Below are 14,879 nucleotides of genomic sequence, written 5' to 3'. Positions count from 1 at the left end.
AAATGTTTAGATCTATCCATCCGGCCGTCTGCATGACGGCCGGTTTTTTTTTGATTCTCCTGTTGCAATGCCTGAACGGGCCAGGTTTCTGGTTGCTTGCGCTGCTGGTTGGAGCGATCAGTCTGTTGCTGGCGAAGACGCCTACCTGGCGTACCTGGCGGCGTATGCGCTTCATTCTTCTTGCTCTGTTCATCCTGTTTGCCTGGCAGACGCCTGGAAGTCTCATGTGGCCGCAAGCAGGGGTCTTCAGTCCGAGTCGCGAAGGGGTGTTGCTAGCCCTTGAGCAATCCTTGCGCCTGCTGGCGGCAGCTAGCGTACTGGCTGTTCTGCTCGTGGTGCTTGATAAGTCCGCCTGGATGAATGGTCTGCATAGTTTGATGAAACCCTTGGTAGTACTTGGGGTCAGTGTGGATCGCTTCATCCTGCGCCTGCGTCTGGTGCTCGATCATCTGGCTGTGGGTGCGGGAAACTGGCGCGAAATTCTGATGGCAGCCCCACGGGAGCAGGATTTGTCCCCTCTGCGTTGGGAGCTTAAATCCTTGTCCGGGACGGACCTGGCGCTGATGATGCTCATGCTGCTGATTGCGGGGGGCTGGCTATGGCTCGCATAGTGCTCAGTCTGGAGTATTGCGGCGCCGCTTTTGAGGGCTGGCAGACTCAGCGTCACGGGCGCACGGTGCAGGACTGCCTAACGCTTGCGGTGGATACGATTGCTGGCGAGTCCGTGCAACTGCAGTGCGCCGGGCGGACCGATACCGGGGTGCATGCTGCCGTACAGATCGCGCATTTTGATACCCAGGCCGAGCGCCCGGCGAGTGCCTGGGTGCGGGGTGTGAATGCGCATTTGCCGGATGGAGTGGCCGTCAATTGGGCGCAGGAAGTAGCGGAGGATTTTCACGCGCGCTTCTCCGCTTTGGGGCGACGCTATCGCTACGTGCTGCTTAACAGGCCAGTCCGGAGTGCGCTCCTGCATGGCCGTGTGGGATGGTTTCATGCGCCGCTGGATATCGATGCAATGCAGGCCGCCATGCAGTATCTGCTGGGGGAGCATAATTTCTCGTCTTTTCGAGCGGCGCAATGTCAGGCGAACTCACCGGTGCGGGTTTTGCGCGAAGCCAGCGTGACGCAGGTCGGGCCGTGGTTCGTGTTTGATTTTGCGGCCAATGCCTTTCTTCATCACATGATCCGTAACATGGTGGGGGCACTGGTGTATGTCGGCAAGGGCGCCTGTTCGCCAGAGTGGCTTGGCGAGCTTTTGGCCATGCGCAATCGTCGTCGGGCGCCGCCTACTTTCATGCCGGATGGCCTCTACCTGAGCGGGGTGGAATACCCCGATCGCTGGAATCTGCCGGACGGAGGCCGTATCATCGCGCCCCTGTTCCTGCCTTCTGGGCTCTGAATCATGCGAACCCGCATCAAGATCTGTGGATTGACCCGCGTCGAGGATGTTCGTGCAGCTGTTGCGGCAGGGGCGGATGCCATCGGCTTCGTGTTTTATCCGCCAAGCCCCCGTGCCGTGAGTATCGAACAGGCACGCGAACTGTGTGCGGAGTTGCCGCCTTTCGTGGCGAGTGTGGGCTTGTTTGTGAACGAGGAGGCAGCCCGCGTGCGCGAAGTGCTGGCGGAAGTGCCGCTGTCCTTGTTGCAGTTTCACGGCGAGGAGGATGCTGCTTACTGCGAATCCTTCGGACGAGCCTGGATGAAGGCGGCTCGAGTGAGGGCGGGCTTCGATCTGTTAAACTACGCGGCTCGTTTTCCGGGGGCAGCTGGTTTGCTGGTTGATGCTTGGGTCGAGGGTTATGGTGGTGGTGGCGAAGTCTTTGACTGGAGCCTGTTGCCAGAGACCTTCCCGGTGCCGCTGGTGCTGGCTGGTGGCCTGAATCCGGGCAATGTGGCGCAAGCTGTCAGCACGGTGCAGCCGTGGGCAGTGGATGTGAGCAGTGGTGTCGAAGCGGCCAAAGGAATCAAGGACCGCGCCCTGATAGAAGCTTTTGTTGCTGGAGTGCGTGAAGCAGATGGCCGAAAACAAGTCCTCGTATAACTTTCCCGATCTGTCTGGCCATTTCGGTCAGTTCGGCGGTATCTACGTTGCCGAAACCCTGATTCCTGCGCTGGACGAATTGCGCGCCGAGTACGAGAAGGCCATCAAGGATCCGGCCTTCATGGCCGAGTTCCATTACGAACTGAAGCATTACGTCGGCCGCCCGAGCCCGCTGTACCACGCCAAGCGCTGGTCCGAACTGCTAGGTGGTGCGCAGATCTATCTCAAACGCGAGGATCTGAACCATACCGGCGCCCACAAGGTGAACAACACCATTGGTCAGGCCCTGCTGGCCCGCCGCATGGGCAAGAAGCGCGTGATTGCCGAAACCGGTGCCGGCCAGCATGGTGTGGCTTCGGCCACGGTTGCAGCGCGCTACGGTCTTGAGTGCATCGTCTATATGGGTGCCGAGGATGTGGCCCGGCAGGCGCCGAACGTATTCCGCATGAAGCTTCTGGGGGCGACCGTGGTGCCGGTGGAGAGCGGCTCCAAGACGCTAAAAGACGCCATGAATGAAGCCATGCGCGACTGGGTGACCAACGTCGACTCGACCTATTACATCATCGGCACCTGCGCCGGCCCGCACCCCTATCCGCAACTGGTGCGCGACTTCCAGTCGGTGATTGGTGAGGAATGCAAAGTGCAGTGCGCCGAGCAACTGGGGCGCCAGCCGGATGCGGTGGTGGCCTGCGTGGGTGGGGGGTCCAACGCGATCGGTATTTTCTACCCTTACATTGAAGTGCCGGGCGTGCGCCTGATCGGCGTCGAAGCTGGCGGTCACGGCATCGAAACCGGCAAGCATGCTGCGCCGCTGACGACCAATGCCCGTCCTGGCGTGCTGCATGGTCAGCGCGTCAATCTGATGCAGGACGAGAACGGCCAGATCGTGGATACCCATTCGATCTCGGCTGGTCTGGACTATCCAGGTGTCGGCCCCGAGCACTGCCATCTCAAGGATATCCATCGCGCCGAGTACGTGGCTGCGAATGACGATGAGGCGCTGGCCGCTTTCCATGATCTGTGTCGTTTCGAGGGCATCATTCCGGCACTGGAATCCAGCCATGCCCTGGCCCATGCCGCCAAGATGGCGCCGACCATGGGCCGCGATCAGGTGATCGTGGTCAATCTGTCCGGTCGTGGCGACAAGGACATTCCGACGATCGCCCGTCTCGACGGTATCGTCCTGTAACCCGTCAGCAGATACATCATGTCTCGTATCCAGAATACTTTTTCCCGTCTGCAGGCCGAAGGCCGCAAGGCACTGATTCCCTACGTCACTGCAGGTGATCCGAATCCAGCGGCGACGCTCGGCTTGATGCACGCGTTGGTGGAGGGGGGCGCCGATATCATCGAACTGGGCGTGCCGTTCTCCGATCCGATGGCCGATGGCCCGGTGATCCAGCGCGCCGCAGAGCGTGCGCTGAAGTTCGGTACCAGCCTGCGTCAGGTGATCGCGATGGTGGCGGAGTTCCGCAAGACCAATGCCGATACGCCGGTGGTGCTGATGGGCTACGCCAATCCGCTTGAAGCCATGGGCTATGAAACTTTTGGCGAAGCGGCGTTGGCTGCAGGTGTGGATGGCGTGCTGACCGTCGACTTGCCGCCCGAGGAAGCCGTCGAGCGCGTGGCCGTGCTCAAGCGTTTCGGTATCGCCCCGATTTTCCTGCTGGCTCCGACTACCCCGGTCAGCCGCATGCAGGCCGTGGCCAAGCTGGCCGAAGGCTATGTGTATTACGTCTCCCTGAAGGGGGTGACGGGCGCGGCAAATCTGGATGTGGCCAGTGTGGCCGCCAAGCTTGCCGAATTGCGCGCGCATATTTCCTTGCCGATCGGCGTGGGTTTTGGTATCCGGGATGCCGAGTCCGCCCGTGCCGTGGCAGCCGTGGCCGATGCAGTAGTGATCGGCTCGCGCATCGTGCAGGAAGTGGAGCAGGGCGAAGAAGGGCTGAACGCTCGCGTCCAGGGCTTCCTGGCTGGCATCCGTTCCGCCCTTGATGCGGCCTGAGTAATTCAAGATTGAAGAGGTATTGAAATGAGCTGGCTGACCAAACTTCTGCCCCCGAAGATCAAGCGTGACCAGCCGGTCCGCAAGTCGATCCCGGAAGGCCTGTGGATCAAGTGCGATAGCTGCGAGGCGGTGCTGTATCGCTCCGATCTCGAAGCCAGCGAACATGTGTGCCCTAAATGCGGCCACCACAAGCGCATCCGTGCGCGTGCACGCCTGGATCTGCTGCTCGACCCGGAAGGCCGTTTCGAGATTGGCGCGGAAGTCGTGCCGGTGGATCCGCTGAAGTTCCGTGACAGCAAGAAGTACGTCGACCGTCTGGTGGCCGCTGCCGAAGATACGGGCGAAGCCGACGCGATGGTGGTCATGCAGGGCGCAATCAAGACGGTGCCTGCCGTGGTGGCCGTGTTTGAATTCGACTTCCAGGGTGGCTCAATGGGCTCCGTGGTGGGCGAGCGCTTCGTGCGCGGCGTGAACGCTGCGGTGGAGCAGGGCCTGCCCTTCATCTGCTTTACCGCCACCGGCGGCGCGCGCATGCAGGAAGGCCTCTTCTCCCTGATGCAGATGGCCAAGACGACGGCTGCCATCACCAAGCTGTCGGCCAAAAAGCTGCCCTTCATCACCGTGCTGACCGATCCGACCATGGGCGGTGTGTCGGCCAGCTTCGCTTTCATGGGCGATGTGGTGATGGCCGAGCCGAATGCGCTGATCGGTTTTGCCGGCCCGCGCGTGATTGAGCAGACCGTGCGCGAGAAGCTGCCCGAAGGTTTCCAGCGCTCCGAATTCCTGCTCGAGAAGGGCGCTATCGACATGGTGGTGGATCGCCGCGAACTGCGCGATCGTCTGTCCCAGGTCATCACCCTGCTGTCCCGCCAGCCGGCGGTTACCAACGCCTGATTCATGCCCGTCGCATTCGCCACGCTGGAAGCCTGGCTGGCGCACATCGAAGCGCAGCATAGCCGGCCAATCGATCTGGGGCTGGAGCGGGTCGCACGGGTGCGTGATGCACTCGCTGCAGGCAGCACCGCCCGGGTCATCACGGTGGGTGGCACCAATGGCAAGGGTTCCACCTGCGCCATGCTGGAAGCCATCCTGCATGCTGCCGGCTATCGTGTCGGCCTCTACACGTCGCCGCACCTGCTGCGTTACAACGAGCGGGTGCGTATCGATCTGCAGGAGGCGTCCGATGCGGACCTGTGCGCGGCTTTTGCGGCGGTGGACGCGGCACGCTGCGCGGCTGGTGAGCCGGTTCCCCTGACCTATTTCGAGTACGGCACGCTGGCGGCCTGGTGGCTGTTTTGCCAGAAAAATCTGGATGTGATCATTCTGGAGGTCGGTCTGGGTGGTCGGCTGGATGCCGTGAATGTCATCGAACCCGATTGCAGTATCGTGACCGGTGTAGCCATGGATCACATGGATTATCTCGGCGATACGCGCGAGAAGATCGGCTTCGAGAAGGCCGGAATTTTCCGGGCGGGCAAGCCCGCCGTGTGCGGTGACCCCCAACCGCCAGAGAGTCTTGTCGCCCATGCGCGCGCCATCGGTGCCGATCTGCGCCTGCAGGGCAAGGATTATGGTTTCGCGGGTGACAAGACACAGTGGAGTTTTCAGGGGCGTGCCCAGCGCCGCAACAGCCTGGCCTATCCGGCGCTGCGTGGTGCCAATCAGTTGCTGAACGCATCGACCGTGCTGGCTGCACTAGAGTGCCTTCAGGAGCAGCTTCCGGTTCCGATGCAGGCTGTGCGCCAGGGGTTGATGACGGTCGAACTGCCTGCACGCTTCCAGGTCTTGCCGGGGCGACCCGCCGTGGTGCTGGATGTAGCGCACAATCCACAGGCTGCTGCGGTGCTGGCCGACAATCTATCCAATATGGGCTTCTTCCCGGATACCTGGGCGGTATGCGGGATGCTGGCTGACAAGGATATTGTGGGGAGCCTGCAGCATATGCTTCCGCGGGTCGATCACTGGTTGCTGTGTGACCTGCCGGGGCCGCGTGCGGCCAGTGCCGCGCAACTGGCTGAGGTTTTGGAAGCGTCTGGCACCAAGGCCAGTCTTGCCTGTTTTGCTAGCCCGGCCGAAGCTTTTGCCGCAGCGCGGAAGCAGGCTGCCGAGGGTGATAGAATCGTGGCCTTTGGTTCCTTCCTGACCGTGGCCGACGTGATGCGTGCGGCTGCTTCCCGGTGAGTTTTCATGGCTGAAAACGACGTCCAGCTCGATCTCAAGAAACGCGCCCGACGCCGTCTGGTAGGGGCCATTGCATTGGCTCTGGTGGCGGCCATCGTGCTGCCGATGGTGATGGACAGCGAGCCCGCACCCGGTTCTCAAGAGCTCTCGATCCGTATCCCCAGCCAGGAGGGAGGTAACTACGCCTCCCGTTTGATCGCCGGAGCGGCTCCGCCACCTGCGTCACCGGTTTTGCCTGCCCAGTCAGTGCCTGCCGCCAAGCCTGCGGAGCTCGCCCCGGCCGTTGCGCAAAGTACTGTAGTCCCTCCTCCTGTTCCTGAAATGCCTGCCCAGAGTGCGCCCAAGCCGGCTGCCAAGCCGCCTGTGGAGGCGCAGCGTGCACGTGACATTCTTGAAGGGCGCAGTGATAGCAGCGCTGCTGTCCGGTCTGCCGAGGCCAAGCCTGCCGAGCCTAAACCCGCTGAGTCCAAGCCTGCCGCGACGGGGAGGTTCTTCGTGCAGTTGGGGGTTTATCGCGAGGAAGCCAATGCCCGCGAGGTGGCGACTCGGGCTTCATCCAGCGGTGTTAAGGCGAGTCTGGAAAAGCAGGCGGATCGGACCCGCGTGCGAGCCGGCCCTTATGCTGATCGCGCGAGTGCCGATAAAGTCGTGGAGAAGCTCAAGAAAGCGGGTCTGAACGGAATCGTGACAAGCAAGTGAGCGTCGGATCGTGACGCTGTTTGATCACATCTTTCTGGTCTTGCTGGCGCTGAGCGCGTTGCTGGGCTTATGGCGTGGGCTGGTTGGCGAAGTATTTGCGCTGCTGGGTTGGATCTTGGCGCTGGCCATCGCCTGGTACTGCGCGCCCTTGGGCGTGCCGATGCTGGCTGGCGCGGTGGAGACGGAGTGGGCTCGCTGGCCGCTGGTTTTTGTGGCGGTGTTCATTACGGTCTTGCTGCTGCTGGCCTTGCTGAGATTCCTCTTGCGGGAGCTATTGAGTGTGGCAGGCCTCGGTGTGCTGGATCGTATGGCAGGGGCCGGTTTCGGTGTGCTGCGCGCGGTGGTTCTGGCCTTGCTGCTAGTGGGGGCTGCGGGCATGAGCAGCCTGCCGAAAGAACAATGGTGGCGCGGATCAACTTTCGCACCGCCGCTGGAAGTTGCTGTACTGGCTGTCAAACCCTGGCTCCCCCAGGATCTGGCAGATCGAATCAAGTATTGAATACAGGTGAAGAAGGTATGTGCGGAATCATCGGCGTAATGGCCAAAGGCCCGGTCAACCAGTTGCTTTACGATGGTCTGCTGGTTTTGCAGCATCGCGGTCAGGATGCCGCCGGTATCGCCACCACGGAGTCCGGTCGTTTCCACATGCACAAGGGCTCCGGCCTGGTGAGCGAAGTCTTCCGCACTCGCAACATGCGCAATCTGGAAGGTAACTGGGGGATTGGTCACTGTCGCTATCCGACCGCTGGTTCGGCCTTTAATGCGGCAGAAGCCCAGCCTTTCTACGTGAATTCGCCCTTCGGTCTGATGCTGGCACACAACGGCAACCTGACTAACTCGGATGAGCTCAAGCGCGAGATGTATCTGGGCGATCTGCGTCACATGAACACCAACTCTGATTCGGAGGTGCTGCTCAATGTGCTCGCGCATGAGTTGCAGGTGGCTTCGAACGGTGCATTCCGCCTCGACGAGGACACCATCTTTACCGCTGTGGCGGGTACTCACAAGCGTGCCAAGGGTGCTTACGCTGCGGTAGTGATGATTGCAGGTTATGGCCTGCTGGCTTTCCGTGATCCGCATGGGATTCGGCCGCTGATTCTCGGCGCGCATGAAACGCCTGAGGGCACCGAGTACATGGTGGCTTCCGAATCGGTCGCGATGGATGTGTTGGGCTTCAAAACTGTGCGCGACATCGCGCCGGGTGAAGCGGTGCTGATCGATACCCATGGCAAGCTGTCCACACGTCAGTGCGCGGATATGCGCAGTTTCGCACCCTGCATGTTCGAGTATGTGTATCTGGCTCGTCCTGATTCGATCATCGACGGTATTTCGGTCTACGAGAGCCGCGTGAAAATGGGCGTGTATCTGGCGGAGAAGATCAAGCGCGAGTACAGCCATCTCAAGATTGACGTGGTGATCCCGATTCCGGACTCCAGTCGTTCGGCGGCGATGGAGTTGGCGAGCCATCTCGGCGTGTCGTATCGCGAAGGCTTTGTGAAGAATCGCTACATCGGCCGAACCTTCATCATGCCGGGCCAGGCGGTGCGCAAGAAGTCGGTGCGCCAGAAGCTCAATGCCATGCATCAGGAGTTTGTCGGCAAAAACGTGCTGTTGGTGGATGACTCCATTGTGCGCGGCACGACCAGCCGCGAGATCATCAACATGGCGCGCGAAGCCGGAGCAACCAAAGTCTTTATGGCCTCCGCTGCGCCGCCGGTACGCCATGCCAACGTGTACGGGATCGATATGCCCAGCAAGAACGAGCTGATCGCTGCTTTCCGCGATGCCGATCAGGTGGGCAAGGAAATCGGGGCCGATGCGATGATCTATCAGGATCTGGAAGACCTGAAGAAGGCTGTCGGTGATTTGAATCCGGCCATTGAGCAGTTCGAGTGTTCCTGTTTTGATGGTGTGTATGTCACCGGCGATGTAACTTCCGCTTACCTCGATAGCGTTGAGGGTGGGCGTGGTGCGGCCAGCAAGGCGGCTGACGATGATGCTGAGCAGCTCGATCTGAATCTGATGGCAGGCGCCAGCAACTGAGTCTGGCTTTGCTGCTGAAACGACAAGCCCCGGCTGATGACCGGGGCTTGTCGTTTCAGCTGGCCGAATTCAGCCGCCGCGTGCAATGAGTCCCTCCGGTCCGGCTTCCAGCCAGGTGGCCTTGCCGTGCCAGTCAGCGAGCACCCAGCGCTGGCATTCGCGTTCGTCCACTGCCAGCGTGTGGCAGGCCGGCTGGTGTGTATGGCCGTGAATCATGATATCTGCGCCGGTTGCGCGGAAGACTTCGGCGATCGCGTCTGCATTCAAGTCGGAGATTTTTCTTTCGCCGTACTTTTGCCTGTTCATGACGCTGCGTTGGCGAATGCGGCGCACGATGGCACGCCTTACAAAGTAGGGCAGATTGCGTTGCAAGGCCTGAATGAAGGGCGAGCGGATGCGGCGGCGATAACGCTGGTAGGCCACATCGTCCGTGCATTGCGCATCGCCGTGCAGCAGCACCAGACGCTTGCCTTCAAATTCGAGTAGCGCGGGTTCAGGCACGATGCGGGCGCCGCTGCGCGCTTCGAAAACCTTGCCGAGCATGAAGTCGCGATTGCCTACCACGATGCGGATGGCAACGCCGCTGCGGCAAAGATCGGCCAGCGCATCGGCGATGCTGGCCGGAAAGGCTTCGCGCAAATCGTCGTCGGCTGTCCACAGTTCAAACAGATCGCCCAGGATCCATAGTTCGCGCGCCTGGCGGGCTGGGCCAGCGAGAAACTCCAGAAAAGCCTGTGCTGTTTCCGGTTCTGCGGCTTGTAGATGCAGGTCGGAGATGAAGAGGATCAAGGTGTGAAGTCCGGTAGATGAAAGAACGCCGGCTCGAAGCCGGCGTTGCTCAAATCGGGTGGTGAGGAATCAGACCACTTCCGCTTTGGTGATGACAACTGCTTCCACCGGCACATCCGAGTGATAGCCGCTGCGACCGGTCTTGACTGCGCGGATCAGGTCGACGACATCCATCCCTTCCACAACCTTGCCGAATACGGTGTAACCCCAGCCCTGCACGGATTCGTTGCGGAAGTTGAGGAAGTCGTTATCGACGGTATTGATGAAGAACTGGGCGGTAGCTGAGTGCGGGTCCGAGGTGCGGGCCATGGCGATCGTGCCGCGTTCGTTCTTGAGGCCGTTGTTGGCTTCGTTCTTGATCGGTGCTTGAGTCGGTTTCTGGCTCATGTCCGGCAGCATGCCACCACCCTGGATCATGAAGTCCTTGATAACGCGGTGGAAGATGGTGCCGTCATAGTGGCCGGCTTCCACGTAAGCAATGAAATTTTTGGTGGATTCGGGGGCTTTTTCGGCGTCGAGTTCGAGGGCGATGATGCCGTGGCTGGTGTGCAGCTTGATCATGGAGGGCTCCGGGGGAAAAGCGGCCCCGGATGGGGCCGGATGGTGAAAGTTATTTGGCGGCAGGTGCCGGCAGTAGCTTCATGCTCTGGATGGTGACGGGCTTGACCGGGACGTTCTGATGCATGCCGGCATTGGTGGTCGGTACGCTGCGGATCCTGTCGATCACGTCCATCCCTGCCACAACCTTGCCGAATACGGCGTAGCCCCAGCCGTCCTGGCCCGGGTAGTCGAGGAAGTTGTTATCCACTGTATTGATGAAGAACTGGGCGGTAGCGGAATGCGGGTCGCCGGTGCGGGCCATGGCAATGCTGCCGCGTGCATTCTTGAGGCCGTTGGCGGCTTCGTTCTGGATCGGCGCCTGCACGGATTTCTGGCTCATGTCGGCGCTAAAGCCGCCCCCCTGGATCATGAAATCCTTGATTACACGGTGGAAGATGGTGCCTGCGTAATGGCCGCTTTCAACGTACTTCAGGAAATTGGCAACGCTCTTCGGCGCACGCTCGGCGTTCAACTCGAGGGTGAATTCGCCTGCGCTGGTGACGACCTGAACGCGGGGTGCAGCAGACTGGGCAGCAACGGGCAGAGCCAGGCAACTCAGCAACAGCATGGTGCAGCGCATCAGTCGGATGATCGTTGTGCTCATGTTCAGGCAACTCCTTCGTAGATGATTTTCCAGCGCCCGTTTTCCTTGCGCCAGTATTGGCGCTTCTTGGCGACATTGTTGAGATTGCTGCTGCGGTAGTCCTGCTCGAAACTGACCATGACCATCTCATCCTGGCTGCCCGGGTTGCGTAGCACGCTCAGATTGCGCAGCTCGACTTTGACCCAGGTTTTTCCAGCAGTGACTTCACGTTTCTGACGTGCCCAGGCTTCAAAATTCTGATCATTGGTCTTGAAGCGGGTGGAGTAGTGGGACAGGTAGCGCGAGACATCGCGGCTCTCCCAGTCGCGCCGCCAGTCGTCGATAGCCTGATTCAGTGCGCTGCGCTCGTTCTGCCAGTCATCCAGCGACAGCCATTCGATGCCGTTGCTGATGATCACTGGAGTGACACCGATTTGTAGATAGGTGGAAAGAGCGTCTAGGTCTTGGTTGGCTAGTACTACGCAGCCTTCCGAGGCCTTGGGCGGGCGGGCGAATGTATCGCGTGGTACCCCGTGTAGCCAGATGCCGTGACCGTTGCGCCCCTGCATCTTGTCCCATTCATTGGGATAGTTGAGCGGGAAGGCACGCTTGCCGTAGAAGTCGGTGAGCTTTTCTGGCGGCATCACGCTGGTGACCTGGTAGAGGCCAACCGGGGTTTTGTTGTCACCCTCGCGCTGCTTCTCCGCGCCAGCTTTACCCTGACTGATATACCAATCCGCGACGAAGACCGGACGGCCTTTTTCGTTGCGATAAAGATAGAGGCGGGACTGCTTGGTATCGACCACGACCGCATGGTTCTGATCTTCGCGCATCTGCAGCAGATAGCGGGGCACTTGATTCTGTGCTGGGCGATTGCGATAGCCCTGCAAGCGCGCAATGGCTTCTTCACGCAGATCACGCAGCTTGTCGGCGGGCGCGCCTGCAGCATTGCCAAAGGTTGCCAGTGGCTGGGTGCGCGCAAGTAGCAGATCGCCACGGATCAGGTGAGCGAGCCGGAAATTCGGATAAAGCCCGAGCAGGTTTTCGGTGCGTGCCAGCGCGACATCGAGCTTGTTCTGCTCAATGTCACGAATGATCAGAGTGATCGTGGCATCCGGACCAGCATCCGATACGCCGGCGTAGAGTCCGGTGGGTGCCCAGGCGGCCGAGGAGACGATGAGCGCCGCACAGGCGGCGATGCGGTGCAGCTTGCTGCTGAACAGGTGCTTGAGTGTGCGGGTCAACGTCCGATCCGTTCCTGTTGAATCTGCCAGCGACCATTGCGCAGGATCATTTCAAGGGTTTTGCCACTGGCAGACTTGAAGCTTGCAGACTGGTAGTTCTGCTTGAAGCGGACGATGGCACGGTCGCCATTGAGCTTGATGTCTAGTTCGCTGAGCGTGACCTTGATGGCGCCTGGCTTGCCTACCCGATCGATACGCTCTGCTTCCCAGGCGCTACGGGTCTTGCCATCCGGCACGTCAAAATCCCTGGCGTAGTAGCCTAGATACTCCTTGGTGTTTTTCTTCGACCAGGCCTCCGCCCAGGACAGAACGGCGCTGCGTACGGCGCGCTGATCGTTGTCTGCCGTAGCTGGTTTGGCCGGCGGTTCGGCTACGGCGCTGGAACTCGCTGCGGAAGCTGCAGGCTTGCTGCTGGCTGCAACGGCTGCCGTACTGCTCGCGGCCTGCACCGGTTTGACGGCAGGAACTTCAGGTGCGGCGGTAGGAGCTGGCGTGGTGACGGCAACGGTGACTGGCTTGGTCGGCGTGGCAGGGCGGGCGCCGGCCGTACTGATATCGCGCAGCAGGTTCAGCTTGGCCTGTGCATTACTGTTGTTCGAATCGATCTGCAGGGCGCGGTCATAGGCCTGGCGGGCCATCTTTGCGTAGAGATCGCCCAGATTCTCGTGCGCCACGGCATACGAGGGATGGGTGCGGATAGCCATTTCGAGCGCGGCCTTGGCCTTGTCAAACTGCTTCTGCTGGGCGTAGATGACGGCCAGGTTGTTATAGGGCTCGGGGAGTTCCGGGGCTTCTTCAGTGAGCTTCACGAACACCACGGCAGCGTCATCAAGACGATTCATCTCGGCGAGAATCACACCTTTCAGAAAGCGTGCCTGACGATCTTTGGGGTTACTGGCCAGCACGCGGTCGATCTTGTCGAGGGCCTGGCTGCGCTGACCTTGAGCGAGCAGGGCCTGGGCTTCGCTTAGGGTGGCCTGGGCAGCAGCAGGAACGGAGAGCGCAGCAGTCGAAAGAGCCAGCAGTGCAGTGATGCAGATGCGGGAGCAACGGGAGATCGAGTGGCGCATTATGGTAGAGTCGGTCCGGTTGTGCGTGGGTCGGCAGAGTGCGAGCGCGATTTTACTATGCTCTGCCCCCAATCCCAACGCATTCAAGGAGGATGTCCTTCCGGACGCGCCCGGAGACCCTCATTCCCACAGACTGTCTTCGTCGAATCATGCTCAGGATCCACAATTCGCTCGCCCGCGAGAAGCAGGCCTTTACGCCCATTGAACCCGGCAAGGTACGCATGTATGTGTGCGGCCTCACGGTTTACGACTATTTCCACATCGGTAACGCCCGCACCCTGACCGTGTTTGACATGGTCTATCGCTGGCTCACGGCTGCGGGTTATCAGGTCAAGTATGTGCGCAACATCACTGATGTTGACGACAAGATCATTGATCGCGCGAACAAGAATGGCGAGCCGATCGAGGCCTTGACCTCCCGCATGGTGGCGGCCATGCATGAAGACTGCGATCGCCTGCTGATGCTGCGGCCCTCGGCCGAACCGCGTGCCACCCAGCACATCGACAACATGCTGGGGCTGATCGGCGATCTGGTGACCAATGGAAAGGCCTACCCAGCCAGTAATGGCGATGTTTACTACGCTGTGCGCGAGTTCCCGGGTTACGGCAAGCTTTCCGGCAAGTCGATTGACGATTTGCGTGCTGGCGAGCGTGTGGCGGTGGATGGTCACAAGCGCGATCCGCTCGACTTCGTGTTGTGGAAGGCGGCCAAGCCACAGGAGCCGCATTGGTGTTCGCATTACGGCGAAGGCCGGCCGGGCTGGCATATCGAATGCTCGGCGATGAGCCGGGCCGAGCTCGGTGAAACCCTGGATATCCATGGCGGTGGTTGGGACTTGCAGTTCCCGCACCACGAGAACGAGATCGCCCAGAGCGAGGGGGCTTCCGGCAAGCCTTTCGTGAATTACTGGATGCACGCGGCTTTCCTCAACATGGACAACGAGAAGATGTCCAAGTCGCTGGGTAACGTGTTCACGACGCGTGCCGTACTTGACAAGCTCGATCCAGTGCAGGGCGGCGAGGCCGTACGTTTTTTCCTGCTGCGCGGCCATTACCGTTCCGAGATCAACTACACCTGGGACATCCTGCAGGATGCGCGTGGGGCACTGGTTTCGTTGTACACCGCCTTGCGCGACGTTCCGCCAGCTGAGTTTGAGCTTGACTGGACTGAGCCCTACGCCAAACGTTTCTTCGACGCGATGTGCGATGACTTCAACACGCCGATGGCTTTTGCGGTGCTCTTCGAGTTGCGCAACGAGATCAACCGCACGCGTGACGCGAAACTCTCCGCGCTGTTGTGCGCGCTGGGCGGCACGCTGGGGTTCTTGCAGGCGGATCCTGCCGCTTTCGTGCAGGGTGAAGCGGCGGGAGACGAGGCCGCCGAGATCGATGCCCTGATTGCGGCGCGCAATGAAGCGAAGAAAGCGAAGAATTTTGCTGAAGCCGATCGCATCCGCGATGAAATCAAGGCACGTGGCATCGTGCTTGAGGATGGTGCCGGCGGTACCACCTGGCGCCGCGCCTGATGTAAATCTGCTGCGCGGGGCAATCCCGAAACTGTAGTGCTCAGCCTACCCCTGTACGCTGGCGCTCCTTCTTCCGGCCTTGTCCTCGCGCGTTA

Annotated in this window: 16 protein-coding genes; 11 read left to right on the top strand and 5 right to left on the bottom strand. The window is 60.5% G+C overall.

Annotated elements, in window-relative coordinates:
• The first annotated feature begins 2 nt into the window (after positions 1 to 2).
• From HJ583_RS08940 to purF, 10 genes are read left to right on the top strand one after another with little or no spacing between them, the layout of a single operon-like run.
• Complete coding sequence (locus HJ583_RS08940) at positions 3 to 611, top strand: CbiQ family ECF transporter T component (protein WP_268968152.1); 609 nt, start codon at positions 3 to 5, stop codon at positions 609 to 611.
• The gene (gene truA, locus HJ583_RS08935; protein WP_170021603.1) at positions 599 to 1,399 is read left to right on the top strand and encodes a tRNA pseudouridine(38-40) synthase TruA; all 801 of its coding nucleotides are present in this window, start codon (positions 599 to 601) and stop codon (positions 1,397 to 1,399) included. Before HJ583_RS08940 ends, truA begins: the two co-directional genes overlap by 13 nt.
• Positions 1,400 to 2,041 (top strand): phosphoribosylanthranilate isomerase, encoded by a 642-nt coding sequence (locus HJ583_RS08930; protein ID WP_170022000.1) that lies wholly within the window; start codon positions 1,400 to 1,402, stop codon positions 2,039 to 2,041. It abuts the gene before it with no gap.
• Positions 2,016 to 3,230, top strand: a complete 1,215-nt coding sequence (gene trpB, locus HJ583_RS08925; protein ID WP_170021602.1) for a tryptophan synthase subunit beta — start codon at positions 2,016 to 2,018, stop codon at positions 3,228 to 3,230. Before HJ583_RS08930 ends, trpB begins: the two co-directional genes overlap by 26 nt.
• A gap of 18 nt (positions 3,231 to 3,248) precedes the next feature.
• Positions 3,249 to 4,046: a tryptophan synthase subunit alpha gene (gene trpA / locus HJ583_RS08920; RefSeq protein WP_170021601.1), complete on the top strand. Its 798-nt coding sequence runs from the start codon at positions 3,249 to 3,251 to the stop codon at positions 4,044 to 4,046.
• 27 nt (positions 4,047 to 4,073) lie between these two features.
• Positions 4,074 to 4,943, top strand: a complete 870-nt coding sequence (gene accD, locus HJ583_RS08915; RefSeq protein ID WP_170021600.1) for an acetyl-CoA carboxylase, carboxyltransferase subunit beta — start codon at positions 4,074 to 4,076, stop codon at positions 4,941 to 4,943.
• Positions 4,944 to 4,946: 3 nt separating this feature from the next.
• Positions 4,947 to 6,230 (top strand): bifunctional tetrahydrofolate synthase/dihydrofolate synthase, encoded by a 1,284-nt coding sequence (gene folC, locus HJ583_RS08910; protein WP_170021599.1) that lies wholly within the window; start codon positions 4,947 to 4,949, stop codon positions 6,228 to 6,230.
• 6 nt (positions 6,231 to 6,236) lie between these two features.
• Positions 6,237 to 6,929, top strand: a complete 693-nt coding sequence (locus HJ583_RS08905) for an SPOR domain-containing protein (protein ID WP_170021598.1) — start codon at positions 6,237 to 6,239, stop codon at positions 6,927 to 6,929.
• A 10-nt stretch (positions 6,930 to 6,939) separates the two neighbouring features.
• Complete coding sequence (locus HJ583_RS08900; protein WP_170021597.1) at positions 6,940 to 7,428, top strand: CvpA family protein; 489 nt, start codon at positions 6,940 to 6,942, stop codon at positions 7,426 to 7,428.
• Between the two features lie 17 nt (positions 7,429 to 7,445).
• Positions 7,446 to 8,972: an amidophosphoribosyltransferase gene (gene purF, locus HJ583_RS08895; RefSeq protein WP_101942691.1), complete on the top strand. Its 1,527-nt coding sequence runs from the start codon at positions 7,446 to 7,448 to the stop codon at positions 8,970 to 8,972.
• Positions 8,973 to 9,041: 69 nt separating this feature from the next.
• On the opposite strand, the gene HJ583_RS08890 is transcribed toward purF, so the two are convergent.
• The 5 genes from HJ583_RS08890 to HJ583_RS08870 form a co-directional block, all read right to left on the bottom strand.
• Positions 9,042 to 9,761: a UDP-2,3-diacylglucosamine diphosphatase gene (locus HJ583_RS08890; protein WP_170021596.1), complete on the bottom strand. Its 720-nt coding sequence runs from the start codon at positions 9,759 to 9,761 to the stop codon at positions 9,042 to 9,044.
• A gap of 69 nt (positions 9,762 to 9,830) precedes the next feature.
• Complete coding sequence (locus tag HJ583_RS08885) at positions 9,831 to 10,322, bottom strand: peptidylprolyl isomerase (RefSeq protein WP_101942693.1); 492 nt, start codon at positions 10,320 to 10,322, stop codon at positions 9,831 to 9,833.
• A 49-nt stretch (positions 10,323 to 10,371) separates the two neighbouring features.
• On the bottom strand, positions 10,372 to 10,965 hold the full coding sequence (locus tag HJ583_RS08880; RefSeq protein WP_408058184.1) for a peptidylprolyl isomerase: 594 nt from the start codon (positions 10,963 to 10,965) through the stop codon (positions 10,372 to 10,374).
• Positions 10,966 to 10,967: 2 nt separating this feature from the next.
• Positions 10,968 to 12,188 (bottom strand): L,D-transpeptidase family protein, encoded by a 1,221-nt coding sequence (locus tag HJ583_RS08875; RefSeq protein WP_235943793.1) that lies wholly within the window; start codon positions 12,186 to 12,188, stop codon positions 10,968 to 10,970.
• Entirely contained in the window at positions 12,185 to 13,258 is a 1,074-nt protein-coding gene (locus HJ583_RS08870; protein WP_170021595.1) for a nuclear transport factor 2 family protein, read from the bottom strand. The genes HJ583_RS08875 and HJ583_RS08870 overlap by 4 nt, the downstream gene beginning before the upstream one ends.
• Before the next feature lie 149 nt (positions 13,259 to 13,407).
• Here HJ583_RS08870 and cysS point away from each other — a divergent pair, with 149 nt between their 5' ends.
• Positions 13,408 to 14,784: a cysteine--tRNA ligase gene (gene cysS / locus HJ583_RS08865; RefSeq protein ID WP_170021594.1), complete on the top strand. Its 1,377-nt coding sequence runs from the start codon at positions 13,408 to 13,410 to the stop codon at positions 14,782 to 14,784.
• Positions 14,785 to 14,879: the final 95 nt, after the last annotated feature.

The organism is Uliginosibacterium aquaticum, assembly GCF_012972705.2.
Lineage (GTDB): Bacteria > Pseudomonadota > Gammaproteobacteria > Burkholderiales > Rhodocyclaceae > Uliginosibacterium > Uliginosibacterium aquaticum.
Note: the sequence above shows the minus strand (reverse complement) of the source record. Positions and strands in the feature narration are given on the sequence as shown.

Bases quoted from the DNA above. Each gene is read 5' to 3' on its own strand.
- HJ583_RS08940 (WP_268968152.1), top strand. From the start codon at position 3: ATGTTTAGATCTATCCATCCGGCCGTCTGCATGACGGCCGGTTTTTTT.
- truA (WP_170021603.1), top strand. From the start codon at position 599: ATGGCTCGCATAGTGCTCAGTCTGGAGTATTGCGGCGCCGCTTTTGAG.
- trpB (WP_170021602.1), top strand. From the start codon at position 2,016: ATGGCCGAAAACAAGTCCTCGTATAACTTTCCCGATCTGTCTGGCCAT.
- trpA (WP_170021601.1), top strand. From the start codon at position 3,249: ATGTCTCGTATCCAGAATACTTTTTCCCGTCTGCAGGCCGAAGGCCGC.
- accD (WP_170021600.1), top strand. From the start codon at position 4,074: ATGAGCTGGCTGACCAAACTTCTGCCCCCGAAGATCAAGCGTGACCAG.
- folC (WP_170021599.1), top strand. From the start codon at position 4,947: ATGCCCGTCGCATTCGCCACGCTGGAAGCCTGGCTGGCGCACATCGAA.
- HJ583_RS08905 (WP_170021598.1), top strand. From the start codon at position 6,237: ATGGCTGAAAACGACGTCCAGCTCGATCTCAAGAAACGCGCCCGACGC.
- purF (WP_101942691.1), top strand. From the start codon at position 7,446: ATGTGCGGAATCATCGGCGTAATGGCCAAAGGCCCGGTCAACCAGTTG.
- HJ583_RS08885 (WP_101942693.1), bottom strand. From the start codon at position 10,322: ATGATCAAGCTGCACACCAGCCACGGCATCATCGCCCTCGAACTCGAC.
- HJ583_RS08880 (WP_408058184.1), bottom strand. From the start codon at position 10,965: ATGAGCACAACGATCATCCGACTGATGCGCTGCACCATGCTGTTGCTG.
- HJ583_RS08870 (WP_170021595.1), bottom strand. From the start codon at position 13,258: ATGCGCCACTCGATCTCCCGTTGCTCCCGCATCTGCATCACTGCACTG.
- cysS (WP_170021594.1), top strand. From the start codon at position 13,408: ATGCTCAGGATCCACAATTCGCTCGCCCGCGAGAAGCAGGCCTTTACG.